Here is a 25,886-nt window from a genome sequence, read left to right as displayed (position 1 = left end):
GCTAGAGCTCGCGTTTTTCTTACTTTAATAATCCTACTAGCTCTAATCCGTGGAGAATACCATCTTCTGCTACATCTTTTGTAACAAGATTAGCAACTTCTTTCACGACTTCTTCCGCATTTCCCATGGCTACGCCATTTCCCACAAATTCCAGCATTTCGATATCGTTTAAGCCGTCTCCGAATGCATATACATCTTTTTTGTCAAAGCCAAGCTTTTCAATCATGGTCTCAATTCCTCGCGCTTTTGATCCACCTTTTGGCAGAACATCAGTTGAAAATTCATGCCAGCGAATAAAGTCAAATTTCTTAAATTTTTCTTCATAAGGAGCTTCTTCTCCCGCTGTACAGAATAAGAGGGATTGATAAATTTCACGCCCTTTGAAATAAGTAGGATCGTGGTGAGGGTGGGTAAATCCAATTTTCAGCGTGCTGATGCTGGATTCGATATAGTCATGAAATTCAATGTTTGATTTCATATCTTCATGATCCATGTATACGACAGGGTGATCATGCTCAACAGCAAAAGCTGTTAAATCTTGAAGCTCTTCTTTATTTAACGGGTTTTTGTAAAGAACTTCTCCATTTAAAACAATGTACTGACCATTAAAGCTAATATATGTTTGAATATCCAACTCTTCACGCAGATCTTTAAACATAAAAGGAGCCCTTCCAGTTGCAATTGCCACTTCATGCCCCTGCTCTTTTAACAGCCGGACAGCTTTTTTTGTAGAAGCAGGTAGTTTTTTATCATGATCCAATAACGTTCCATCAATATCAAAAAAAATAATCTTTCGTTCCACGTTTATCACCTTATTTTTTATAATTTTTTATCTCTTTGTTAAGCCTTTCCAATTATATCAAACAAGCGCTGGTTTCTCTATAAATGGACGGTCCAATTTACATTTTTTCCATATTTAACCACGAGAAACCTCTCCCTTTTCATCATATAATAAAAGTACAGAGAGAGACAGGCAGGTATCGCAAAAAAACAAAGGAGCTGAAAAATCATGTTAAAAGATTTTCGAAAAAGGCTGCTAAAACGCTGGAATGAATTATTGCGTAAAAAAACGATGGCATAATCGATTTTTTTAGGGCTTTCTGTTGTAAAATTTGCAGAGTGTGTGTCTGCATCGTACAATGGAATAGCCCTTATTTTTTATACGCCCGGAAAATATAGTCTTGTATCCGTTTCCTATTAATATTATTCTATAATTAATTGACTTGTTATATTTAGATGACTAAAATGTAGTGAAAGCAAGTTTCTTTAGAAAATACATGAAATACATACACATTTTATAATATAATAAAATAAGTTATTTGAATTTCGGAATTAAGGAGAGATTTTTGTTATGATTTTTAAAGTTTATTTTCAAGAAAAAATGAGTGAAGTAGCTGTACGTGAAAATACAAAAACAGTGTATGTGAACGCAGATTCTGAGCGTGACGTTCGTAAAAAGTTAAAAGCGCGTTCAATTAATATTGAGTTTGTTCAAGCAGTGACTGGAGACTATCTAGAATATGAACAACAGCATGAAGATTTTAAAGTATTGGAGATATGATGAAAATGAAATTTGTAAAAAATAATCAAACGGCAGTCTTCGCCCTGGGTGGACTAGGCGAAATCGGTAAAAATACGTATGCCGTACAGTTTCAAGATGAAATTATTCTTATTGATGCAGGAATTAAATTCCCTGAAGATGAGCTTTTAGGAATTGACTACGTTATTCCTGACTACAGTTATTTAGTAAAAAATGCAGATAAAATCCGTGGCCTTTTCGTTACACATGGTCATGAAGATCACATCGGCGGAATTCCTTACTTATTAAGAGAATTAAACATTCCTATTTATGCAGGGAAATTAGCCCTTGGGCTTCTTCGCAATAAATTAGACGAGCATGGGTTGCTTCGTACAGCTCAGCTTCATGAAATTACTGAAGATGACGTAATTAAATTCCGTAAAACATCGGTAACGTTCTTCCGCACAACTCACAGTATTCCTGATTCTTACGGAATTGTGGTAAAAACACCAAACGGACAAATCGTACATACAGGAGATTTCAAGTTTGATTTTACACCAGTGGGCGAACCGGCTAACTTAACAAAAATGGCTGAAATCGGTAAAGAAGGCGTTCTATGCTTGCTTTCAGACAGTACAAACAGTGAAATTCCTAACTTTACGATGTCTGAGCGCCGCGTAGGTGACAGCATTCATGACATTTTCCGTAAAGTAGACGGCCGTATTATTTTTGCAACGTTTGCTTCAAATATTCACCGCTTACAGCAAGTAGTGGAAGCAGCCGTATTGCATAACCGTAAAGTTGCTGTATTCGGACGCAGTATGGAAGCAGCTATTGAGATTGGCCAACAGCTTGGATATATTTCATGTCCAAAAGATACGTTCATTGAGCCTTCTCAAATTAACCGAATTCCGGCTAACCGCGTGACTATTTTATGTACAGGCAGCCAAGGTGAACCGATGGCAGCGCTATCTAGAATTGCAAACGGTACTCACCGCCAAATTCAAATTATCCCTGGAGATACGGTTGTATTCTCATCTTCACCTATTCCAGGAAATACAGTAAGTGTTAGCAAAACAATTGATATGCTATTCCGTGCAGGAGCAGAGGTTATTCACGGTGCTCTAAACGATATCCATACTTCTGGACACGGCGGACAGGAAGAGCAAAAATTAATGCTTCGTTTGATGAAACCAAAATACTTTATGCCAATTCACGGTGAGTATCGCATGCAGAAGATGCACATCAAACTTGCAACAGACTGTGGAGTTCCTGAAGAAAACTGCTTCATTATGGATAATGGAGAGGTGCTAGCTTTAAGCGACAGCGAAGCTTCAGTAGCCGGCAAAATCCCTTCAGGCTCTGTATATATTGACGGAAGCGGAATTGGTGACATTGGAAATATCGTACTTCGTGACCGCCGCATTTTATCTGAAGAAGGTCTTGTTATTGTGGTTGTAAGCATCAATATGAAAGACTTCAAGATCGCTGCTGGTCCAGACATTATCTCTCGTGGTTTTGTTTATATGCGCGAATCTGGCGACTTAATTAATGATGCACAGTCCCTCATTACAAAACACTTGAACAAAGTGATGGAACGTCGTACGTCACAATGGTCTGAGATTAAAAATGAAATCACAGACACATTGGCTCCATTCCTTTACGAAAAAACAAAGCGCCGTCCAATGATTTTACCAATCATTATGGAGGTTTAATAAAAGAAAAAGAGCGGATGCAATTGCATCTGCTCTTTTTTATTAAGCACTGGCAAATTTACTTTCGAAGCGGTTAATATCTGCATCTGCTCCAATAACAATCAACACATCCCCTTCTTGAATCGTTTCGGACGCCTGAGGAGAAACGATGATATCTCGATCACGCTTAATGGCTACAATGTTAATGCCATATTTTGCACGAATGTCTAACTCAATCAGCGTATTGCCAGCCATTCTTTTGCTCGCTACTAATTCGACAATGCTGTGTTCTTCAGATAGCTCTAAATAATCTAGAACGCTGTTTGAAATCATGTTATTAGCAATTCTTCGTCCCATATCTCGTTCGGGATGCACGATAAAATTAGCGCCAATTTTTGATAATACTTTGGCGTGATAATCATTTTGCGCTTTTACCGTTATTTTTTCAACGCCCAGCTCTTTTAAAATAAGGGTCGTCAAAATACTTGCCTGAATATTGTCACCAATAGCTACGATAACATGATCAAAATTACGAATTCCTAAACTTTTTAGAACCCCTTCATCCATTGAATCGCCTACTACTACATGGGAAGCAACGTTAGCATACTCATTTACCTTTTCTTCATCAATATCAATCGCCAGAACTTCCATTCCTTGATCGCTTAATGTTTTACAAATACTTCCTCCAAATCTACCTAATCCGATGACTGCAAATTCTTTTTTCATTTGAATTCCTCCATTATGTACAGGAAAAAATCTGAACTACCGTTATTTTACCACAATTCTTTTGTATCAACCTCATTTTCCCGTTAACACTTATATCTCTTTACTATTTCTCACACTCATAGAAAAACAGAAGGATCAGCTCCCTCTGTTTTTAAGCTGTAGCATGGGTTTGAACAAGGTAATAATATACGCCTTTTTGCTGCATTAGTTCCCCGTGATTCCCTGTTTCAATAATGCTTCCGTGATCTAATACAATGATGTTATCTGCTTCTCGTATAGTAGATAACCGATGAGCAATCATGATGGCAGTTCTGTTTTTTAACAGCGTTTTAAGCGCCTGTTGAATCTTCACTTCTGTTTCTGTATCGATGCTTGCTGTCGCTTCATCTAAAATGATAATACGAGGATCAGCCAACAGCGTTCGAGCAAATGAAATCAATTGACGCTCTCCCACGGATAAGACGTTTCCTCGCTCTTCTACTTCCGTATCATAACCTTTTTTCAGACGCTTTATAAAATCTGCAGCCCCTACCGCTTCTGCGGCCTTAATCACTTCATCATCAGTAGCATCCGGTTTTCCAAACCGAATGTTTTCCATAATGGTTCCTGAAAAAATAAAGGTTTCTTGCAGCACAATACTAATTTGCGCTCGTAAACTCGCTAACGTAATATCTTGAATAGGCATATTATCAATTAAAATCTGCCCTTCGTTTACATCATAAAAACGTGTGATTAAATTAGCAATGGATGTTTTTCCAGATCCAGTATGCCCCACTAAAGCAACCGTCTGGCCTTCTTTTATGTCAATTGATACGTTGTTTAGAGCTTTCCGCTTCCCATCATAAGAAAATGAGACGTGCTTGAACTCAACTTTTCCTTTCATATCCTCTAAAGACGTAGCGGTTTCCAAATCTGCGACGAGAGGTTTTTCATCTAGAAATTCAAAAATACGCTCGGATGAAGCCATTCCCATTAATAATTGATTATACACTTGCCCTAAACGAGAAATCGGTTCCCAAAACATTCCAAGATAAAAAGCAAATGATACAAAAATACCAATTGTTAGCCGTTCATCTTGAATAAGTACAGCACCGAACCAAATTAAAATAGCCGTTCCGACAGCATTTGTGAGTTCTACAAACGGTCGAAACATGGCATTTTTTCGAGTAGCTTGCCTCCAGCTCTCGTAATTTTCACTGTTTATGCGCTCAAAAAACAGCATATTTTCTTGTTCTTGAGCAAATGATTGAGTGACGCGAATGCCTTGAATACTCTCATTTAAATGTGAATTTAATACTGACTGCTTCATACGAACAACTTGCCACGACCGACGAATTCTTCTTCTCAGCTTTGTGGAAATCAAGAACATAATCGGTAAAATGATTAAAACAGCACATGTCAAAGCAGGACTGAGAGAAAATAATATAATTACAATCCCAACTAACAATAAGAGGTCCATAAACAGGTTAACTACCCCGTTAGTAAATAAATCTTGAAGAGAGTTAATATCATTCATGATCCTTACAAGAATAGAGCCTCCTGAACGCGTATCAAAAAACCGGTGCGACAGCCCTTGAATATGCGTAAATAAATGTTTTCTTAAATCATATATAACGTGCTGCCCGAGTTGGTTCATCCATTTAATTCGAAAGATATTCGAAATATAAGATAGTACATACAAGCTAAAGATTATGAAAACTAACTGCATGAGCAGCGTGCTATTCTTATCTTTTACAGCATGATCAAGCGTATATACACCTATCAAAATAGGAATAGCGAGTCTAATGACCGTCGTGATAATGACCATAAGAAACGAGAAAGGAAGCAAGTTTTTTCGATATGGATGAAGATAACGAAACAAGCGGGCCATTTGCTTCCAGTTAAACATCTTATCAATGATTTGATCTGTTTGATAATAAAAGCGCTCTCGCACAACTTTATTTTTTTCGGCTTCCATTCTATTCCTCCCTTGTTATACGTTCATCACTGACGTATTGCTTTCATATTGAATGTCATAAATATTTTTATAAATCCCTTGCTTTTGAATGAGCGTTTCATGGCTTCCTCTCTCTTTTATTTGACCTTCATGCAAGACTAAGATTTCATCGGCATGTCGCAAAGAAGAAAGGCGGTGTGCGATAATAAACGTAGTACGATTTTTCATCACTTCTTTTAAAGCCAATTGAATTTCTCTTTCTGTTTTCATATCAACAGCACTCGTGGCATCATCTAATACTAAGATGCTAGGGTTTAAGATAAGCGCTCGTGCAATCGCAATGCGCTGCTTTTGTCCGCCTGATAACCCCAGGCCTCTCTCTCCCAGCATCGTGTCATACCCATCTGGAAGCTCCATAATAAAGTCATGCGCCTGCGCTCGTTTTGCAGCATCAATAATGTCTTCTCTAGAAATACCCGGCACGCCATAGGAGATGTTGGTTCCTATACTGCTTGAGAACAAAAACGTTTCTTGAAGTACAAAGCCAATTTCTTTCCGAAGAACAGGGAGCGGATACTCTTTAATAGGACGATGGTTAACTAAGATTTTTCCTGAAGTTGGTTCGTAAAACCTCGTGAGCAGCTGTGTTAAGCTTGTTTTGCCGGCTCCAGTTGCTCCAATTAAACCTACTACTTTTCCTTTAGAAGCAGAAAATGATATGTTCTCAAGCGACTTTTTTTCTTCGTTTGGATAGGATAAGCTAACATGTTGAAACTCGACCGTTCCATTAATAGAGAAACTTCCGGCATGCTCATGGACTTTTTCTTCTTCTTCTAAAATTTCTAGCAGCCTTTCACCTGAAGCTTTAGACTGTGAAAACATATTGATAACAAACCCTAGATTCATAATAGGCCACATTAAATAAGAGGTTAAGCTAAAGAAAGCAACAAGCTCTCCCGGACGTACACTTCCGTTCATAACAAGTGCTCCTCCGTACGCAAGGAGACCAACAATAGATAAGTTTCCTATAAACTCCATTAACGGGAAATAAGTTGCCCACACATTCGCGGTTTCAATGTTTCGATTTTTATAAACTCCGTTGGAGTCGTTAAATTTAGAAGTTTGAAATTTTTCTCTTGATAATGACTTGACCGTTTGTATGCCGCTTATATTTTCTTGAACATTTGTATTAAGTTCCCCAAACGATTGGCGAATTAAGCGAAACGCTGGATGAACGCGTTTATCAAAACGATAAACAGCTACACCCAAAAAAGGCAGCAGGAAGATTGTGACAAAAGTGAGTGAAATAGAGTAATAGAACATAACGGAAAAGCTGGCAGTAAGTAAAATAACGAAGCGAATTAATTCTGAGAAGCCAAAAGATAGAAAAAAACGAAATCCTTCTACATCAGCTGTCAACCTGGACATCAAGTCCCCTGTTTTAGCATTGTCATAGTAAGAAAACGGTAAATACTGAAGTTTGCGGTAAAGTTTATTGCGAAGAGTATACACGGACTTAATTCCAAATAAGTCGCCGTAATATTGCTGAATATATGTAAAGATTCCTTTGACAATCATCAGCCCAATAAAAATAAATGCTACATTATCGACTAGCTGATATTGTTTCCCTAACACAATATGATCAATCGTATATTGCAGCACAATAGGGTAAATCACAGTGATGGAGGTTACAAACAACAAGCAAATAGCAGAATAAAAAAAGTACATTCGGTACGGCAAATAAAAATCTTTTAGTTTTTTAAACGTTTCCATATACCCCGTCCTTCCTTTGGCTAAAATGTGGCACACATATTTAAATATATCGGTTCCCGAAATAAATTACCATAATTTTTAGATAATTTTTCAAAAAAAGGTAAATAGTCATAAAAAAAGAGGTTGGGATATAACTAAATGAATTCAATCTAAAGACGAACAAATGGAATACATTAGTTGAACTGCTTGTAATACCACAGTTGATTTTCGTGCAAGACTTCGCTTTCCCCCCAGGAGCCTTCGTCTTGCCCTCCCATCAACTGCTAGAAAGATCTAAACAGACGAAACTATTCACCATAACAAAAAAACGAACCACTAATCAAACATGTTGATCCATGGTTCGTTTTTCAATTCGTCTAAAATACGTTTGTCCCAGCCTCTTTTTTTATTGTTTTTCTACTGCATGTCCGCCGAACTCATTGCGAAGAGCGGCAACTACTTTACCTGTAAACGTATCGTCTTCAAGTGAGCGATAGCGCATCATTAACGATAGAGCAATAACTGGCGTTGGCACTTGTAAATCTAAAGCTGATTCAACCGTCCATTTTCCTTCACCGGAAGAATGCATAACTCCTTTAATACTGTCAAGTTTTGCATCTTTTGAAAATGCACGTTCCATTAATTCGATTAACCATGAGCGAATAACAGAGCCATTGTTCCATACGCGGGCTACAGCTTCATAGTCATAGTCAAATTCACTTTTCTCTAACACATCAAAACCTTCAGCAATTGCTTGCATCATACCGTACTCAATTCCGTTATGAACCATTTTCAAGAAGTGGCCGCTTCCTGCTGCACCTGAATAGAGATAGCCGTTTTCTACGTTGATGTCGCGGAAAATAGGTTCGATTGTAGCAAATGCTTCTTTATCTCCCCCAATCATCATACAAGCGCCGTTTCGGGCACCTTCCATTCCGCCGCTTGTTCCAACATCAAAGTAGTGAATTCCTTTTTCAGCAGAAGCTGCAGCACGTCGTACAGAATCTTTATACTTGGAATTACCGCCTTCAATAATCATATCTCCTTCTTCAAGTAGTTCTTGGAGCTCAGAAATTACTTTTTCTGTGAGCTCCCCAGCCGGAACCATTACCCAAGCAATGCGTGGTTTTTCTAATTTGCTCACTAATTCTTTAATGGAAGAAGCGCCTTCTGCTCCCTTTTCTGCTACTTTCTGTACGGCTTCGTTGTTCACATCGAATGCTACCACAGAATGGTTATGATCTAGTAAATTCAATACTAAGTTTGCTCCCATTTTCCCTAAGCCAATCATACCTAATTTCATATGTAAATTACCTCCAATAGTAAGTTTCGTATCATGTTGTTAGTGTTAGTATGGTGTAAACTCACAAGAAAAAATCCACATTTTTATATTTCCTTTATCAGTTACTTCCTACACACAAAAAAGAAAAACATTCGATGCAAGTTCTACTAAGCATCGAATGCTTTTCACCTGTTACAACTGCCTGTATTTATTCGTTCTCGCCTAATACACGATTCACGCGCTTTTCAAGCATTTTCATACCGCTTCCACCAGCTTGGAAGTGGCGTAGCTGACCTGTTTTGTCAAATACATAATATGCCGGTACATATTGATTTTCAAATGCATCCGTTAATTTATGCTCACTGTCTACAAAAATTGGCTGCGTAATATCATGTTCTGCTGCTACTTCTTTAATCTTTGATAAGTCTAAATCATCTTCAGAGCGCGGCATATGAACTGCTACTACGTTTAATTGATCTTTGTACTGGTCGCGAAATTCATTTACTTGAGGCATTGCTTCTTTACATAAATGACAGCTTACTGACCAAAAATGAATAAGCGTTGGCTTTTCGCCGATTAGCTGCTCTTTTGTAACCTCTCCGTTTAACCATTCTGTAGCGCCCGTTAACTCAGGCATTGGCTGACGTAATTTCATGAATAAAAGCCTCCCTTATTTTCACTATTATTAACTATATGTTCTTTATTATCCGATGAAAAAAAGGCCTAACGTGGACGTTAGACCTTTTAAACGTTGTGCTTACGCGTTTAAAGTAGCTTGACCTGGTTTCCAGTTAGCTGGGCAAAGTCCGCCAGTTTGTAACGCTTGAAGAACACGTAAAGTTTCATCAACGTCACGGCCAATATTGTTGTGGTTTACAACTGAATATTGTAATTCGCCTTCTGGGCTGATGATGTATAAACCGCGAAGTGCTACACCTTCTTCTTCAATTAAAACGCCGTACTCACGAGAAACAACGTGATTTGTATCAGCTGCTAATGGATATTTAAGATCACCTAAACCATTATCTTTACGATCAGTGTTGATCCAAGCTAAGTGTGTATGGATTGTGTCTGTAGAAACACCGATTACTTCTGCGTCAAGATCTTCAAACTCATCATAACGGTCAGAAAGTGCAGTGATTTCTGTTGGACATACAAATGTAAAGTCCATTGGATAGAAGAATAATACTGTCCATTTGTCATTTTTAATATTTTCTTCTAAGCTAACTTTACCGAATTCTTTGTTTGATAATACAGCTTCCATTTCAAAGCGTGGAGCTTGTTTACCTACCATACGTTCTGGCATACATGATCCCTCCAAATAATTATTAAATGAGAAAATGTATAAAACATTCTCACTTATGTACTGTTATAACGGTTTTCATTATAATGGATATTGTTTTTTTAGTCAATATTAATTAAGAATGAATTTAAACAACATCTTATAATGGTGACATAGTTGTTATGCCCGCCTTTAGGGCAAATTAAACCCTGATTCCAGCAAAAAAATGCTATAAAAGGGTTGCATTTATTTACCTTCTCAGTTTAGCATGTCTAATATCGGGAATAAACAAATGTGCTCATACTCTTACAAAATCTTTTCCACAGAATAAATTCCCACTTATTAATATTGAAACAGAACATAGGAAGGATGAACAACTAATGTTTAAGATGCAAGACATCAACTGGGAACAGCTTCTTACCAATGCTGGAGTTATTGTGTTAAAACTCATTGCCATTACCATTGTATTTTTACTTGTACGAGCAATTGGTAAAAAAGTTATTGAACGTTCCTTTGAAAAAATGAGTGAGCGCGAAAATGCTACGCGCGGACGTATGCTCACACTCAAAAGTTTAACCGTTAATGTGTTTTCATATGTACTTATTTTTATTTTTGTCGTTATGCTGCTTGAAGCAGTAAATATCCATGCCACGGCTCTATTAGCTGGTGCCGGAGTTGTGGGTCTAGCAATCGGGTTCGGTGCTCAAGGACTGGTTAGCGACGTTGTAACAGGTTTCTTTTTACTTCTTGAAAAACAGCTTGATGTTGACGACTATGTAACAACCGGAAGTTTTTCAGGAATTGTCGAATCAGTAGGTCTTCGTACTACTCAAATTCGCGGGTTTGATGGAACTCTGCACTATGTGCCTAACCGTGAAATTACAAGCTTAAGCAATCATTCCCGAGGCAATATGCGCGCGTTAATTGATATTGGCATTTCGTATGATGATGATATTGACAAAGCTATTTCCGTACTAGAAAAAGTATGCGAGCGCGTTGCTGCAACAAATGAAAATATTGTAGAAGGACCAAACGTGATAGGAGTTCAAGGTCTAGGCGCATCGGACGTTGTGCTTCGTGTAGTTGGCAAAGCTAAAAACGGTGAACAGTGGGGGATTGAACGTCAGCTTCGCAAAGAATTTAAAGAAGCGTTTGACGCAAACGGTATTGATATTCCGTTCCCTCATCAAGTAAATATTGATAAAAAGCAGCCTGAAGATGTCAAGCAGCCTCAGCATGCATAAAAAATAGCCGAAGGATTTATTCCTTCGGCTTTCTTTTATCCTTGTACCTTGTTGCCTACTTGCTGACAAATTTCTTCTGCCGTTAATCCGCTAGCTGTAATAACTGAGCCTTGCGTTACTGCATCAGAAATCCCCATTACGTTTGAATCCTGTCCTGTTACAACACAGCAATCGCACCCTTGTGCATCACTTTCGTTGCGTAATTGTACCACTTCATGTCCGAGCTGCTGAAGTGCAGCCTGTACATCTGTTAAACCGTATTCTACACCAATTCGTGCCATCGTTGCCCACCTCCTCATGGTATTAATTTAGCCATAAGGAAAAATGATTATACGATTTATTGATTGCCTTTATGTTCAAAATATTTTGTAATAAGTGAAATCGCAATATCTATTGCGCCTTCATGAGGCTGCAGCTTTGCATGATGAAGCCCATATTCAGACTGAACGCCAAGCCAAAACATAAATCCAGGAATATCTTTTAGCATATAGCCAAAATCTTCGCCTGTCATTGCTTCTTTGCACTCAATGACCTCCACGTCCGTTTGCTCTTTGGCAAATTCCATGAACTCTCGCGTGACTTCATGGTGATTATATACTTGATGATACATACAACCATAATCAATGGCTGTTTCACACTGGTACCCTACTTCTACTCCTTTAACAATCGCTTCAATTCGTTCTTTAACACGCGTCATTGATTCAGGAGATAGCGTGCGAATGGTTCCTTCTATGCGAGCTCGCTCCGCAATAATATTTTGAACCGTCCCGCCTTGAATTTTTCCTACTGTAATTACAGCGCTGTCTAGCGGATCAACGTTGCGAGCAACAATAGTTTGAAGCTGTGAAACGAGCTGGCATGCCGCAACTACCATATCATTTGTTGTATGTGGATAAGCAGCATGGCCGCCTTTTCCTTTTAAATCAATAAATAGCTCAGACGTGTTAGCAAATAGTAACCCTTCCTTCAGCGCAATCGACCCAACCGGATATTCAGGCGCTACGTGAAGGGCGAAGATGAAATCTGGAAGCCATTCTTTCATGATGTCGCTTTGGAGCATTGGCTGTGCTCCTCCTGGACCTTCTTCTGCAGGTTGAAAGATAAACAGTACATTATCTTTGATTTCATGCTGAGCAAAGTAAGTCAATACGCCTAACCCAATGGCCATATGCATATCATGTCCGCAGGCATGCATGAGTCCTTCATGCTGTGATTGAAAAGAATAATTCGTTTCTTCCGTGATAGGAAGACCGTCAATATCTGCTCGGTAGCCTATTGTTTTAGTTGGATTTGTACCATGTACTTTAACAAAGAGTCCTGTTTTCCACGTCTTTACTTCTAAGCGCTCTTGTGGAAGAGTGTTAATATAATCAAGCAAAAAACGCTGTGTTTTCACCTCTTGAAACCCTAATTCAGGAATTTTATGTAGCTCTCTTCTTATTTTCACAAATTCATTTTCAGCCATGTGTATGTCCTCCTCACGAAATAAAGAAGAAAGCGTGGTTGCCCACGCTTCCAACTTGTCCATATGATACGTTCAAGGATTCAGTATCCCAATCGCTAAAACCTATTAATTCAGCAAAGAAAAAGCGCAAACTGATCGTTTTTCTTATTCTTCGTTTAATTGACGCAATTCTTGCTTGATTTCTGTTTTAGACTTTGTTTTTTCGTCAATTTCTTTAATAACGCGAGCCGGCGTACCTGCTACTACTGTGTAAGGAGCTACATCTTCTACCACAATTGCACCTGCAGCAACTACGGCACCTTTACCTACTGTTACACCTTCAAGAACAACAGCATTAGCACCGATTACTACATCATCTTCTACTACAACTGGTTTTGCAGAAGGTGGCTCAATAACACCAGCTAATACAGAACCTGCGCCAATGTGACAGTTTTTACCTACTGTCGCACGACCACCAAGTACTACGTTCATGTCGATCATTGTTCCTTCACCGATCACAGAGCCGATGTTAATAGATGCACCCATCATAATAACAGCGTTGTCGCCGATTTCAACTTGATCGCGAATAATAGCGCCTGGCTCAATACGAGCTTTAATTCCTTTCATATCTAATAAAGGAATCGCAGAGTTGCGACGATCGTTTTCAATTACGTAGTCTTCAATTTTTCCTTCGTTTGCTTCAATAGCAGCTTTGATTTCTTTCCATTCACCAAATACTACACCTGTGTTGCCCGTTACGAATGTTTTAGAAGATGAACCAAAGTCAATTCCTTCTACTTCACCTTTTACGTAAACTTTTACCGGTGTTGATTTTGTGCTGTTTTGAATAAATGAGATAATCTCATTAGCATCCATCATTTTCATTATGTATTCCTCCTAAGTAAGCAATGTCTCATTTAATGTAACAAAATGCTTTCACAATGACAAGCATCATTATCGTTTTAATAAAAAGATAACGATTGCAAATAAAAAAAGCGAGCATCTAGGCTCGCTTTAGACCGTTTCTCTTACATATTCACGTACAATATCAACAAATGCTCGAACTTGCTTCAGTTTAAACGCTGATTCATATCCAACTAAAGAAGTGTCTCGAGTAATTGGCTCTCCATTTGCTTTCAGAAGCGGCGTCCGGTGAATATGGCTTCCAGCTTCTTTAATAGCAATCGATGGTAAAATAGCGAAGCCAAGACCATTTAAAGCCATTTGCTTACACGTCTCAATCTGATCCACTACAATCGTACGCTTCGGTGTAGTATGAAACTCTCGATGCCACCATTCTAAAATTTCTTGATAATACGTTGAGTCACTTTTAAATTGAATAAATGGTCGATGAGTATTTACTACTTCCGCTGCCCTTTCAATTTCTGAATCAACTAGGTAAAGAGGATCTGTAAACAAATGTTCTTTGACACCTTTCCAATCCGGATTTCCGCGTATGATTCCAATATGTACCTCATCTTCGTACAGATAGCGAAGCATTTCACTGCTCCAGCCGGTTACAAGAGAGATTTTAGCATGTGGGTAACGATCCATATAGCGTTTTAAAACCGCCGGCAGCCAGTGCTGTCCAATAATCGAAGCCACCGCTAATTTGAGTGTACCATATACTTCATTATCTAAATGATGCAGGTCCTCACGAACCCGATCTTCTTTTTCTACCACTTCTTTTGCAAATTGAACAATCTTTTCTCCAGCAGGCGTTAATGACAGTCCTTTTTGCGAACGAATGAAGATTTGTGTATCCCATGCTTTTTCAATGGTTTGCAGCCTCTGTGATAAAGCTGGTTGCGATACAAATAATCTCTCTGCAGCTTTTCTCATATTTAATTCTTGAGCTAATACAACGAGCATTCGACATTCTATTAATTGCATTCAGTTATTCCTTTCAAGCCTCTTTTTACTTTCATTTTACCTTTATCATATAAGAAAAAAACGGAGAAAGATAGGCTGAAACACGATTTCTTAAAAAAATTATTGAAATGACTCTTTCGGGAGAATGATGGACTGCCTTCTTAATGACTTTAACAAATTTCTTCGTGTTAAAATCCCTTCAAAAATGCCATCTTCATTCTCTACGCACAAAAAAGGATGGTTAATCATGGCATTTATGACTTTTAATACGGATTTTTTCATGGAGACACGAGGAACATTTTGATTCATAACTTCTTCTACTTTCATGGTTTCTAATCGCTCAAATTCAATGCGCTTTAATCCTAAAATCGAATCTAAAATAAGCGTCATGCTCACGAACCCCTGCAGCTGAAACCTTGGATTTAATACGGGAATGGACGTATAGCCAGTCTTTGTTAACACAAGCAAAGCATGTTCTAAATTATTTCCCACTTGAACATGAGCAACTTTATCAGAAGTGACAAGCAAATCTCGAAGTTCAATTTGATTTAACTGATTGTGATCAATATCAATCATTTATACATTCTCCTTCCATTTCTCATAACTTCCACGTGTGTAAAGAGAAAAAGAACAAGCTACAAAATGAAAATAGCTTGCTTACGTAAATGCGAACTTTTAAGAGGGAATAGAAGCAGACACACTCGATGTTCTCCCTTATATGTTAAGTCTAGATTTTTTTAAAACAAGTGTCAACGAAAGTTCATAATTATCTGAATTTTTTATTTTGATTTTTTTACAGCATTCGACCCGTTCCTTCCATTTATCAGAAAATCCGCTATGACTTTGTCGATATTTCTCGGGAAAATAGGGCAGAAGCCACCGCAAAAACTCCATACGCAGTAACAAAAAAATACCGCAAAGTATAAAATCCTTTGCGGCATTCGTTTTGCTTTATCCCTTAATGAATAAGTTCAAAAATTTCAATTGCAATCATATCAACGTTATCAAATTGATAAACGGCTGGCTTTTCACCATCTTGATATACTTCAAGTTCGTATGTTTCAGTTTTTGCATGATATTTCACGCTGCAAATTCTTTTTCCCTCTACTTCGAAGAAGCGTTGTGGCGCTTCACTTCCACTTGCTTGCTCACGGAGATTCACAAGACGAGTTAAAATACCTTGTAATTGTGACATATAATCTCTCCTTTCACCTATTACATCATTACGCATTCGACTTTTCTACAATATCAATTCAAATAAATACTTTATCTAAACTAATACTTAAAAGACACCATTTCACTATATGCCACATACTAAAAAAACACAAGTACTTTACGTGATTTTTCATAAGAAAATGCCTTATTATAGCGATATATGTCGTTTTTTATTATAATAACATAGCGATATACTATGTATCATACAAAACTTCATTCTACTTTAACACCATTCATTTTAATATAGGGAGGTGCTTTCATTGAGATCTATAGAGTTGTACACACAACCAGCTTGCCCACCTTGCGAAATTGTTAAACAGTTTTTACAGCATCATCACGTTTCCTATAAAGAATTTGACGTATCTAAAGATGCTTCTGCTCGAAAACGAATGACTACTGAGTTAGAGTCTTATTCCACTCCGACCATTCGTGTTGACCAGGAAATTATCAGAGGATTTGACCTTCAAGCGCTTGAGAAGCTTCTTAACATCGGGTAACAGAAACACTCAAAATAAGCTTTCCTCGGCTATTTTGAGTGTTACTTACTATATATAAACTTTTGCACTTTCCATTTCTCCTGTTTTTTTACTAACGTGATCATTTCGTAATGATCTTGGTATTTTACCCGTTCATTATGCACAGCCGGAAAAAATTGATAGACATAAGCTTTGTTTTGGTCGGAATGAAGAGCTACCTTCGTCTGTTCATCAAAAGAAAAGAAAGGGATGTAGTGTGTTAAATATTCAGGTCCCTCTCCAACATACCCTTGAGCTTTTTGTAAGAGAGCCTCATTAAAAAACACAGATGCATACTCATCATCTAAAAACAATTTCAGCTCACGAACAACAGCGTCTTGATTAGTATGGGCAGACGCAGCTCTTAGCTGAGCCTGATAAGCGTCCTGCAAATTTATAAAGATTTCATGCCTAATCTCTCCTGATACTTCTGCATGAACAGATTTTCCTGAGTACAAGACAATCAGCAAAAAGACAAGTAAGCATATTTTCTTCAAATTAAATCAGCTCCTTAACTTCTTTTTTATTAGAATTCCGAAATTTTCTCTGCCTATGCATATCTCTATAACCGACTGTCCTTCTCCTCTAAAAAAACATAAAAAACCGGCAACCACTTTTGCGGGTTGCCGGTTTAACTTCAACTTATTTATTCTCTACAAAACGTCTCTTTCGTATAAAAAAGAATATGAAATATCAAGGAATATATAGTGCATATTATCAATCGGATACGAAAAAGTTCGGATATTCTCACCTGTTTCAATATCATTATACAAATCTGATAATATGCCTTTTTTTTCATAGCTCATTCGAATAATATTCTCAAGAAAATATGGGCGCCAGCTCCAATTTTTCTTTACATATTCAGGTTCAAGAATCCAATCCTCGTTTTTCTTTACATAGTTAGAAGACTTTTGAAATCCATTTTCATCGCAGATGTAAAGGCGAAAACACACGTTGGATAGTTCTTCTGCAATAACAGGCAGCATATCGTCATACGTTTCTAGCTTTCTGCACTTTGTCATTACCTGCTGCATTTTATCTTGAAAGCGTTCTGTCAGCTGGTAAACAGCAAGCAGCTTTTTCTTTTCGTGAGCGATATACATTTCAAAACGTTCCTTTAGTTTATCCTTTAAGATGTTCGGATCGACAAGTTCAGCAGCCGGCTTATGTAAATAATAACCTTGAAAATATCTGCCTCCGTTTCTCCATGCATATTGCAGCTGATAGGAGGCTTCTATATCTTCGTATAGAAGCGTAGCACCCATTTTTCTTGCTAACAGAGATAAAGAATACAATACGTCTTGATACGACTGCGCCATGTCCGTTTGTCTCAGAATATGTAAATCTACTTTTAAGATATCTGGTGAAAGCAACCCAATCCTGTCTAGATTACTACTTTCTTTTCCTATATTATCAATTGCAATCTTAATACCATATGTTTGATAATACTTTAGTAAGTGTTGAAGTGATTCCAAATCTCCACTAAAATTGTGTTCTGTAATTTCGAGAACAATTCGATCAAGAGATAATCCTTTATTTTCGAAAAGTTGCAATAATTCTAGCAAGGATTCTCCATGATCGTTCATTAATAAATTAGGGTTCTGATTAATAAAAATTAAAAATTGTTCTTCCTGGGTCAACATATGCTCGAGCGCTTGTGTTAAAACAGCATAATCAACTTCTATGCGATATTCATCCGGAATCGCATCATCATGAAAGAATGGGCCGAGACTTTCAATTTCCCCTTCATTTTGAAACCTGGCCAACACTTCATAGCCAATTACTCTATGTCCATCTGCACTAAAAATTGCTTGATAATACGGAAGAGTTTTCTCTATGTTTGTTAATACATCTAACGGGTCCACTCAACTCTCCCCTCTCCTTGTTCACTTTACGTTAGTATAATACGAATAGCATAATTTTGCTAGTCCTTCTCAGTTTGCTTTGTACTTTTTAGTGCGTACCCACCTTTAAAAAGGATGCTGATTTAGCCACTGTCCCCCGTCCATTGTAATGCATTCCCCATTGATATAAGACGCTTCATCGGAGAATAAGAAACTGGCTAATCCTGCTATTTCCTCAGGAGTTCCAAGGCGTCCTAATGGTACAGAATCTAATGTACGCGCTTTCATTTTTTCTGACTCAAATAATTTATCAGCTCCTCCTGTTCGCTCGATCGGTCCTGGCGCAATCGCATTCACCCGTATACCATATTTCTTCCCCCACTCTACTGCAAGCGTGCGCGTCATGGTTAAAACTCCTGACTTGGCACAAGCTGAATGAATAACGCCTGCTCCTGCGTTCCAGGCGTATGTAGCCACAATGTTTGTAATGACCCCTTTTGTACCTTTATCGATCCAATATTTCCCTACTGCAGAACTGCAATAAAATGTACCATTTAATACGATATTAATTACGCTGTTCCATCCGTTAATGGATAAGTCTTCAGCTGCACATATAAAATTGCCTGCAGCATTATTAACTAAAAAATCAATTTGTCCAAATGCCTTGTCTGTTTCTTGAACCATACGTTCCACATCTTCTGGATTGCGTACATCCATTACCACTGAAAGTACCTGTCCATCAAACGTTTTAATTTCATTTTCTGTCTCTTGTAATCGATCGGCTGATCTACCTGTGATTACCACATGAGCACCTTGTTCTGCAAATCGCTTCGCCATATGTTTTCCCATTCCACTTGAACCGCCAGTAACAATTACGACCTTGTTCTTCAATTTATCTTCCTCCCCAAAACATAAGTGTTTTACAACTATCATTTTACTATTTTTTCTGAATAAAGTGAAACTTTTATCTATTTAACTTAAAAGCAGACTTCTCGTTGTGATGATAAAAAAAACAATGCTATAATGAAAACTTGAAAACTATAAGGAATAGGTTGATTTTGCATGAAAAAGACGTATACAAGACGATCTTTTTTGAAAGGACTAGCGTCTATTTCGTTAGGGTCTTTGCTCACCACGTCTTTTGGGTATACATATGCCAAATATATTGAGCCTAGACGTCTGCAAATTGTTCGTCATACAATTACTTCTAAAAACATTCCGAAAAGCTTTAACGGAATAAAAATTTTACAATTTAGTGATATTCACCTTGGACTCTCTTACGATTTATTACAACTAGAACAGCTTATGGTGACCATAAATAATTTGAAGCCTAATATTATATTATTTACCGGAGATTTAATGGATGTACCTAATGAATACCCGCATCCAGAAAGAATCCCCCCAATTTTACAGAGGCTTCAGGCTCCTCTTGGAAAATACGCAATATATGGAAACCATGATCATGGAGGGTATGGAACAAATATCTACAAACAAGCCATTGAAGACGCAGGATTTAGACTTCTAGTAAATGAAGTTGATACGGTTTCCATGCCTGATAAAAGCTACATTCATATTTGTGGACTCGATGATATTATGCTTGGGAATCCACAATATGAGGGAACGCTAGGGCAATTACAGCCGAATATCTTTTCTATTGCTATGATTCATGAACCTGATGTTGCTGTCAAAGCAGCTCCTTTTCCAGTAGATCTTCAGCTCTCCGGCCATAGTCATGGAGGCCAAATTCAAATTCCTTTTTACGGTCCTTTGATTACACCGCCCTTTGGGACGGTTTACCCTGAAGGAATGTACGAAGTTGGAGATTCTAAAATGAAGCTTTATGTGAACAGAGGCTTAGGAACCACTCGCATTCCTTTTCGTTTTTTAGCTACGCCTGAAATTACGCTTTTCACCTTGCAAAAAACATAAAAACGCCCTTACGGGGCGTTTTTATGTTTTTTGTCTTTTTTTAGCTGATCATGACCGCCTAATTCTAGTCTTAAAGAAATAAACCAGGCTCAAAAGCTTCCGTTCAGCCATACACTACAAAGACAACTGACAAGGAGGTTAAATTATGTACTATCAATATCCCTATACAGGATATCGTAATATTCCAAATGGTGACGAGCGCTTTTTTGGATTTCCTTTTGTTGCTGGCTTAGCTGGTGGGCTGCTTGGCGGACTAGCTGTTGGCGGTTTTGGAGGCAGACCTGGGTGCTGTCCACCACCTTATCCTTATCCAGTTCCGTTTTACGGCGGTGGATTTCCTGGAGGAGGCTATCCTGGTGCCGGCTATGGAGGCGTTGGATTTTCTGGAGGAGGCTACCCTGGTGCCGGTTATGGAGGCGGTGCTCCTGTTTATAACACATACTACGGACCTGGATACGGTCCTGGTGGTCCCATTCCTAGATAATAACATGACTAAAAAGCCGAGCACTCGGCTTTTTTTATGTTATTCTTGGTCGTCGCAAAGAGCATATTGACAAAAGATCTCTTGACTGTTAATAGAGAGCTCATGTTCTTTTTTTATGACGTAATGATAATTCCCTTCTTGATCTTGTTCTCGTGCTTTTAAATTATCAGCAAGCATAACTTCAAGCCACTTCCACACTTTTTTTTTCAAATGTGTATCCAAGATAGGAAATAAAATTTCTACTCGTTTCACCATATTTCTTGTCATCATATCTGCAGATGACAAGAAAAACTTTTCCTGTTTATTATGATGAAAATAATAGATTCGGCTATGCTCTAAAAATCGTCCGACAATGCTTCTTACCCTTATATTCTCGCTAACGCCTTGAATTTGAGGGCGCAAGCAGCACGTTCCTCTAACAATGAGTTCGATTGTCACACCAGCTATAGAAGCTTCATATAGCTTCATAATTAAAATTTTATCCGTCAATGAGTTCATTTTCCCAATGATTCTTCCATTGCCATACCGTCTGTGATAATGGATTTCCTTATCAATGAGATGCAAAAAATCATTTCTTATATCAAATGGTGCAACGGATAAATGATGATATACTGGTTTTTGCGTATAGCCACTTAAGTAATTAAAAAAATTGGCCGCATCTATCCCGATGTTTCGATTGACAGTAAAAAGACTTATATCCGTATAGATCTTTGCCGTCGCATCGTTGTAATTCCCAGTACCAAGATGAACAAACCGTTTAATATGCTCTCCTTCTCTTCTCACCACGAGCGTAATTTTACCATGCGTTTTTAAATGAGTCATTCCATATATCACGTGGCACCCTGCCCGCTCTAGCTCTTTAGCCCATTGCACATTATTCTCTTCATCAAACCTCGCTTTTAGTTCAACTAGTACCGTCACTTGTTTACCTTTTGCAGCTGCTCGTTTTAATGCTTTAATAACGGGAGAATCTCCGCTTACCCTGTATAACGTTTGCTTAATAGCGAGCACATTTTCATCGTCTGCTGCACCGTTAACAAAATCAAGTACCGGCTTAAACGATTCATAAGGATGGTGAAGCAAAATATCTCTTTGAATCAATTGGTCGAAAACATTTTGATCCGGATGTAACTCTGTTGTAAGCTTAGGAATAAAGGCTTTGTCAGCCAACTCTTCATGCGTAGATTTAAGTAATCTATAAAACGAAAATAAACTGGTTAAATCCAGCTGTCCTTCGATCTCATACACATCTTCATCGTCAATTTCAAGTACTGACTTTAAATACGCTAGTACACCCTGATCATATGGACTCTTAATCTCAAGCCGAACAGCCGCTCCCCATTTTCGCTTCTGTAACTCTTCTTCAATTTCTTTTAGTAAATCTTGAGCGTCTTCTTCGTGAATAGTCATATCTGCGTTGCGGGTAATTCGAAATTGAGAAACGGATGAAACGCGGTATCCCTTAAACAACTTTTTAATAAAATAGGCAATTACATCCTCTAGCAATACAAATAGACGGGTAGAATCTGACGTGGCTATTTCAATGTAGCGCGTTAGCACCGAAGGTACTTGAACGATAGCTAGTCTTTCTTTTATCTCGGCAATTTGCTGCTCATCATTTAAATTTTCTGAAAGGACGACTACTAAGTTCAAGCTTTTATTCATCAACATAGGAAACGGCCGGTAGGTATCAATAGCCATAGGAGTTAATACGGGAAAGATTTGCTCGTCAAAATACTGTTCAAGCTTATCTAGATTTGATTTCTCCAGCTTTTCAACCGTAATGATTTCCACGCCGTATTTCTGTAATTCGGGAAGAAGTGTATGAATATACGTATCATACTGCTGCTTGACTAGATCGTGGTTTTGTTTGGAGATAGAAAATAGCTGCTGTTTAGGAGTTAAGCCTGCTTTGTTTTCAGGTTTGCTAAATCCAGCTTTCACTTGATCTTTTAATCCGGCTACCCGAATCATAAAAAACTCATCCAGATTTGAACTGAAAATTCCTAGAAATTTAAACCGCTCAAGCAAAAGGTTTTTCGTATCTACTGCTTCTTCCAGCACCCGCTTGTTAAAAGCCAGCCAGCTCAATTCACGATTATTGTAATAAGCTGAATCAGCCACTTGTATGGTTTGCTTATAAGTGCGATTACTTTCTAACACTAGCCTCACCTTCCAGGATAATGGATTTAATCTAGTTAGCTATACTGAATATTCTAACCGATCCAGCGTTATTCTAAAGCTTAGTAAATTCAAGAACAATATTTTTTTTCACTACTTTTTCTAGATGCTTTTTCTGTTTTTCAGCCTGATATTGTTCAGGACGAAAGGTTTTTGTACATAATAGTTTAATCGTAACTGTGTTTTCATTGCTTTTCATGTCAATATGTTGAACAACATTTCGCTTTGTTGCATGTAAACCGTCAGCTATTTTTAAAACCGCACCGAGCAGCTGGACTTTTTTTTGTTCTTCTTTTGTTAACCACTTTTTAAAAGGAGCAACATATTGCCTAAAAGAAGACTTCCCTTTATATGAAGAAACAAGTGCCAGCTTTAAACGTTCTCTATGTGAAATTCCATCGATTGTACGATTAGCAAGCACATAAAACGTATGCTGGCTGCTTGATTCCGCATCAATATACTTTCCTATATCATACACTTGCGCAGCTTTTATAAGAAGCGCTAAGTCATCCTCTTTTAAATCAACCGGTCCCTGCTCCCTAAGATGCTGAAACATCATAATAGCTGTGCGCGTAAGCTGTTTGACATAATCTTTATTTACTTCAAACTCTTCCATTATTTCTTGAAAACTTTGCTGTATGACATCGGGGTACATTGGCTGGATATTAGCATCAGAAGCCTCCTTAAATAACACCCCTTCTCTTAAGCCTTTGCGGCTTAAGATGAAACGAGTCGCGTTGACTGTTTCATATAATGATTGAAATACTTCAATCGCTGGCAAAATTGTATCCGCACGATCTTTTGACAAGCGGTCTAGCTTTTGAAGATTGTGATAAGACAATGAGCCTATAGCAGATTTCACATGCAATATATCAGCTAAATTCATTTCATATTGATGCAGCCCGGCGAGAGGATAGTGGATAAAACCTTGATGCACTTGCACCATACTTCTTGCACTTCCTCCAATTGCTACAATCGGAACTTGGCGATTTAAAAGCCATGGGACAGTATGGAAATGCCGGATCACGAAATCGCGGATTTTTACTTTTTCTTCTGCAGTGGGAATATTGCCTTTGACGAACTGCAGACGCAGAGATAAGGCACCGAACGAAAAGCTGTGGTACTGCACTAACTCTCGATTGCGAAAATACGTAACTTCCGTACTTCCCCCACCAATGTCAATTGTAATGGCTTCTTCGATCGAAGTGGAATGAATAACGGCAACAAAGCCGTAATACGCTTCTTCATATTCAGACAATAGTTGAATAGAAAAGCCCGTTTCTTTTTTTACAAGCGCTAGAACTTCTTTTGCATTAGCCGCTTGACGGATGGTAGCTGTGGCCACACAGGTAACGTGCGGCAGCTGCTGATGCTTGGTAATAACTCCAAACGTTTCAAGCGTATCAAGCAAGGTACATATTCCTTTAGTCGTTAACACTCCTTCTTTACTTAAATAATTTCGAAGCCGTGCAGCTACTTTCACGTTTTCAATTTGCTTAAACCCTCTGCCTTTTTTGTATTCATAAATAACAAGGCGTATCGTATTTGAACCTATATCAATCAGTCCATGTTTATAAGTCAATGTAATTTCAACACCTTTTTCAAAATAACTTTATGCTCACAAAAGTCACTTTTACTTTTTTCAATCGTATACTGTTACAACATAGTCATATATCAAAGGAGCGAAGTTAATGAGATATATAGTAAAGCGCGGTGAAACCTGGCAAAGCGTTTCAGGTGACTACCGGATTCCGGTTGAAGACCTGTGGATGGCTAATCCTTTTGTAAGCCATAGTACGCTGAAGCCTGGGCAAGTAATCATCATTCCAAACCTCCCTGATAAAGAGCTCATTCCTTACACGATCCACGTGTTTATTGCTGAAAAGCAGCTTGAATTACGAAGAAATAATATCATACAAAAAGTCTATCCCATTGCAGCAGGAAAAATGCTGAGCGCAACCCCTACTGGAGACTTTATTATCGTTAACCGGGAGCCAAACCCCGGGGGGCCTTTTGGCACAATGTGGCTAAGCTTGTCTAAAAAGTCATATGGCATTCACGGAACAAATGATCCAAGTTCTATTGGAAAAGCCGTATCCAAAGGATGCATTCGCATGTATAATGCCCAAGTAAATGAGCTAGCTAAAATTGTGCCAAATGGGACTGGTGTTTATATTCGACCTTCTCGACGAATGGCTCAATAGTTCGGGATTTACTAATCAATAATTGTTTAACTGTGGGAGCAGCATTTTTTTAAAAATAGAAAGTATGGCTTGCTGTTCCACTTTACTTGTATAAGGAAGCGTAACAAAACAAACCCTATACATAGGAAATTTCATTAATTACCAAAATACTTCTTCGTGTAATTATTTTCAAATGGGACAAGACACGCTATAATGAACGTATCAGCTTTCACCTTATAGGTTGAACAGCTGATATGATAGAAAGGGAGTGAACGTATGTCTCAAGCAAATGGACAAGGCTCTTTGACCCCGTCTGTATCTGAGATTGCACAAGCTATTTTCACTGTAAATCGTCACGCAAAAGCTGCTCCTGATCCTAAGCAGTTATATACGTTAAAGAAAATTGCATTAGATCAACTAATTTTAGAAGGAAAAGCCAAAAAAGAAGGACTTCACTTTTCGCCAAACCCTGGTAAAAGTCAACAAAAATCAGATGTACTTGTATCAGTTGGAGACTACTTTTTCCATATGCCTCCAAAGAAAGAAGACTTCAAAGAGTTATCACACCTCGGCCATTTAAACCATCAGTATCGAAATCCCAAAACGACTATGTCATTATCTTATGCGAAGCGCTTATTATCTAAATATACGGGTCATCTCGTACAGCCGGCTAAAAGCCCTGTTTCGACTCCAAGAAAACGGCAAGCACCTGTGTTTAAACCGCTGGGTAAAAGTTATTTTTAAAAAAAGTGCCTGAAGTGGAGCGATCTGCTTTCAGGCACTT

At 38.1% G+C, this 25,886-nt stretch carries 26 protein-coding genes; 8 read left to right on the top strand and 18 right to left on the bottom strand.

Going from position 1 to position 25,886, the window contains the following annotated elements:
* Positions 1 to 19: 19 nt before the first annotated feature.
* Entirely contained in the window at positions 20 to 802 is a 783-nt protein-coding gene (locus MKY06_RS06760; RefSeq protein ID WP_013056050.1) for a Cof-type HAD-IIB family hydrolase, read from the bottom strand.
* 549 nt (positions 803 to 1,351) lie between these two features.
* On the opposite strand from MKY06_RS06760, the gene MKY06_RS06755 reads away from it, so the two are divergent.
* Together MKY06_RS06755 and rnjA are read left to right on the top strand one after the other, a co-directional pair.
* Positions 1,352 to 1,561: a DNA-dependent RNA polymerase subunit epsilon gene (locus tag MKY06_RS06755; RefSeq protein WP_013056049.1), complete on the top strand. Its 210-nt coding sequence runs from the start codon at positions 1,352 to 1,354 to the stop codon at positions 1,559 to 1,561.
* 5 nt (positions 1,562 to 1,566) lie between these two features.
* Entirely contained in the window at positions 1,567 to 3,234 is a 1,668-nt protein-coding gene (gene rnjA, locus MKY06_RS06750) for a ribonuclease J1 (RefSeq protein WP_013056048.1), read from the top strand.
* Between the two features lie 42 nt (positions 3,235 to 3,276).
* Here the strand turns inward: rnjA and MKY06_RS06745 are convergent, their stop codons facing one another.
* From MKY06_RS06745 to MKY06_RS06720, 6 genes are all read right to left on the bottom strand, one after another.
* Positions 3,277 to 3,939, bottom strand: coding sequence for a potassium channel family protein (locus MKY06_RS06745; RefSeq protein WP_340960481.1), 663 nt, complete (start codon positions 3,937 to 3,939; stop codon positions 3,277 to 3,279).
* Between the two features lie 151 nt (positions 3,940 to 4,090).
* Positions 4,091 to 5,896: an ABC transporter ATP-binding protein gene (locus MKY06_RS06740; protein ID WP_340960479.1), complete on the bottom strand. Its 1,806-nt coding sequence runs from the start codon at positions 5,894 to 5,896 to the stop codon at positions 4,091 to 4,093.
* 15 nt (positions 5,897 to 5,911) lie between these two features.
* The gene (locus MKY06_RS06735) at positions 5,912 to 7,648 is read right to left on the bottom strand and encodes an ABC transporter ATP-binding protein (RefSeq protein WP_013056045.1); all 1,737 of its coding nucleotides are present in this window, start codon (positions 7,646 to 7,648) and stop codon (positions 5,912 to 5,914) included.
* 385 nt (positions 7,649 to 8,033) lie between these two features.
* Complete coding sequence (gene gnd / locus MKY06_RS06730; RefSeq protein WP_013056044.1) at positions 8,034 to 8,930, bottom strand: phosphogluconate dehydrogenase (NAD(+)-dependent, decarboxylating); 897 nt, start codon at positions 8,928 to 8,930, stop codon at positions 8,034 to 8,036.
* Between the two features lie 187 nt (positions 8,931 to 9,117).
* Positions 9,118 to 9,564 carry a redoxin domain-containing protein gene (locus MKY06_RS06725; protein WP_013056043.1) on the bottom strand — a complete coding sequence of 149 codons (447 nt, stop codon included), beginning with the start codon at positions 9,562 to 9,564 and terminating at the stop codon, positions 9,118 to 9,120.
* Between the two features lie 102 nt (positions 9,565 to 9,666).
* Positions 9,667 to 10,215 (bottom strand): peroxiredoxin, encoded by a 549-nt coding sequence (locus MKY06_RS06720; protein WP_013082283.1) that lies wholly within the window; start codon positions 10,213 to 10,215, stop codon positions 9,667 to 9,669.
* Between the two features lie 356 nt (positions 10,216 to 10,571).
* On the opposite strand from MKY06_RS06720, the gene MKY06_RS06715 reads away from it, so the two are divergent.
* The gene (locus tag MKY06_RS06715) at positions 10,572 to 11,435 is read left to right on the top strand and encodes a mechanosensitive ion channel family protein (RefSeq protein WP_013056041.1); all 864 of its coding nucleotides are present in this window, start codon (positions 10,572 to 10,574) and stop codon (positions 11,433 to 11,435) included.
* 35 nt (positions 11,436 to 11,470) lie between these two features.
* Here the strand turns inward: MKY06_RS06715 and MKY06_RS06710 are convergent, their stop codons facing one another.
* The 6 genes from MKY06_RS06710 to MKY06_RS06685 form a co-directional block, all read right to left on the bottom strand.
* Positions 11,471 to 11,716, bottom strand: a complete 246-nt coding sequence (locus MKY06_RS06710) for a YkuS family protein (protein WP_013056040.1) — start codon at positions 11,714 to 11,716, stop codon at positions 11,471 to 11,473.
* A 56-nt stretch (positions 11,717 to 11,772) separates the two neighbouring features.
* Positions 11,773 to 12,900: an N-acetyldiaminopimelate deacetylase gene (locus tag MKY06_RS06705; RefSeq protein WP_098278381.1), complete on the bottom strand. Its 1,128-nt coding sequence runs from the start codon at positions 12,898 to 12,900 to the stop codon at positions 11,773 to 11,775.
* A 144-nt stretch (positions 12,901 to 13,044) separates the two neighbouring features.
* Positions 13,045 to 13,764: a 2,3,4,5-tetrahydropyridine-2,6-dicarboxylate N-acetyltransferase gene (gene dapD, locus MKY06_RS06700; RefSeq protein WP_013082280.1), complete on the bottom strand. Its 720-nt coding sequence runs from the start codon at positions 13,762 to 13,764 to the stop codon at positions 13,045 to 13,047.
* A gap of 129 nt (positions 13,765 to 13,893) precedes the next feature.
* Positions 13,894 to 14,772 carry a LysR family transcriptional regulator gene (locus MKY06_RS06695; RefSeq protein WP_013056037.1) on the bottom strand — a complete coding sequence of 293 codons (879 nt, stop codon included), beginning with the start codon at positions 14,770 to 14,772 and terminating at the stop codon, positions 13,894 to 13,896.
* 99 nt (positions 14,773 to 14,871) lie between these two features.
* A complete protein-coding gene (gene cbpB, locus MKY06_RS06690) occupies positions 14,872 to 15,327 on the bottom strand; it encodes a cyclic-di-AMP-binding protein CbpB (protein WP_013056036.1) in 456 nt (151 codons plus the stop codon).
* A gap of 382 nt (positions 15,328 to 15,709) precedes the next feature.
* Entirely contained in the window at positions 15,710 to 15,946 is a 237-nt protein-coding gene (locus tag MKY06_RS06685) for a YkuJ family protein (RefSeq protein ID WP_013056035.1), read from the bottom strand.
* Between the two features lie 280 nt (positions 15,947 to 16,226).
* Between MKY06_RS06685 and MKY06_RS06680 the strand changes: the two genes are divergently transcribed.
* Positions 16,227 to 16,463: a glutaredoxin domain-containing protein gene (locus MKY06_RS06680; RefSeq protein WP_013056034.1), complete on the top strand. Its 237-nt coding sequence runs from the start codon at positions 16,227 to 16,229 to the stop codon at positions 16,461 to 16,463.
* A 41-nt stretch (positions 16,464 to 16,504) separates the two neighbouring features.
* Here MKY06_RS06680 and MKY06_RS06675 read toward each other — a convergent pair whose 3' ends face one another.
* From MKY06_RS06675 to fadH, 3 genes are all read right to left on the bottom strand, one after another.
* A complete protein-coding gene (locus MKY06_RS06675) occupies positions 16,505 to 16,978 on the bottom strand; it encodes a DUF3993 domain-containing protein (protein WP_029325111.1) in 474 nt (157 codons plus the stop codon).
* 156 nt (positions 16,979 to 17,134) lie between these two features.
* Positions 17,135 to 18,346: an EAL domain-containing protein gene (locus MKY06_RS06670; protein ID WP_013056032.1), complete on the bottom strand. Its 1,212-nt coding sequence runs from the start codon at positions 18,344 to 18,346 to the stop codon at positions 17,135 to 17,137.
* Between the two features lie 105 nt (positions 18,347 to 18,451).
* Positions 18,452 to 19,216, bottom strand: a complete 765-nt coding sequence (gene fadH, locus MKY06_RS06665) for a 2,4-dienoyl-CoA reductase (protein ID WP_013056031.1) — start codon at positions 19,214 to 19,216, stop codon at positions 18,452 to 18,454.
* A gap of 171 nt (positions 19,217 to 19,387) precedes the next feature.
* Between fadH and MKY06_RS06660 the strand changes: the two genes are divergently transcribed.
* Together MKY06_RS06660 and MKY06_RS30705 are read left to right on the top strand one after the other, a co-directional pair.
* Positions 19,388 to 20,254, top strand: a complete 867-nt coding sequence (locus tag MKY06_RS06660; RefSeq protein WP_013056030.1) for a metallophosphoesterase — start codon at positions 19,388 to 19,390, stop codon at positions 20,252 to 20,254.
* A 145-nt stretch (positions 20,255 to 20,399) separates the two neighbouring features.
* The gene (locus tag MKY06_RS30705; RefSeq protein ID WP_029325109.1) at positions 20,400 to 20,738 is read left to right on the top strand and encodes a hypothetical protein; all 339 of its coding nucleotides are present in this window, start codon (positions 20,400 to 20,402) and stop codon (positions 20,736 to 20,738) included.
* 39 nt (positions 20,739 to 20,777) lie between these two features.
* Here MKY06_RS30705 and MKY06_RS06650 read toward each other — a convergent pair whose 3' ends face one another.
* The gene (locus MKY06_RS06650) at positions 20,778 to 22,901 is read right to left on the bottom strand and encodes an RNA degradosome polyphosphate kinase (protein WP_098278379.1); all 2,124 of its coding nucleotides are present in this window, start codon (positions 22,899 to 22,901) and stop codon (positions 20,778 to 20,780) included.
* A gap of 73 nt (positions 22,902 to 22,974) precedes the next feature.
* Complete coding sequence (locus MKY06_RS06645) at positions 22,975 to 24,501, bottom strand: Ppx/GppA family phosphatase (RefSeq protein WP_098278378.1); 1,527 nt, start codon at positions 24,499 to 24,501, stop codon at positions 22,975 to 22,977.
* 109 nt (positions 24,502 to 24,610) lie between these two features.
* Between MKY06_RS06645 and MKY06_RS06640 the strand changes: the two genes are divergently transcribed.
* Together MKY06_RS06640 and MKY06_RS06635 are read left to right on the top strand one after the other, a co-directional pair.
* Positions 24,611 to 25,123 carry a L,D-transpeptidase family protein gene (locus tag MKY06_RS06640; RefSeq protein WP_013056026.1) on the top strand — a complete coding sequence of 171 codons (513 nt, stop codon included), beginning with the start codon at positions 24,611 to 24,613 and terminating at the stop codon, positions 25,121 to 25,123.
* A 255-nt stretch (positions 25,124 to 25,378) separates the two neighbouring features.
* Positions 25,379 to 25,846 carry a YkyB family protein gene (locus MKY06_RS06635; protein ID WP_013056025.1) on the top strand — a complete coding sequence of 156 codons (468 nt, stop codon included), beginning with the start codon at positions 25,379 to 25,381 and terminating at the stop codon, positions 25,844 to 25,846.
* The last annotated feature ends 40 nt before the right edge of the window (positions 25,847 to 25,886 follow it).

The organism is Priestia sp. FSL P4-0332, from assembly GCF_038005845.1.
Taxonomy (GTDB): domain Bacteria; phylum Bacillota; class Bacilli; order Bacillales; family Bacillaceae_H; genus Priestia.
Note: the sequence above shows the minus strand (reverse complement) of the source record. Positions and strands in the feature narration are given on the sequence as shown.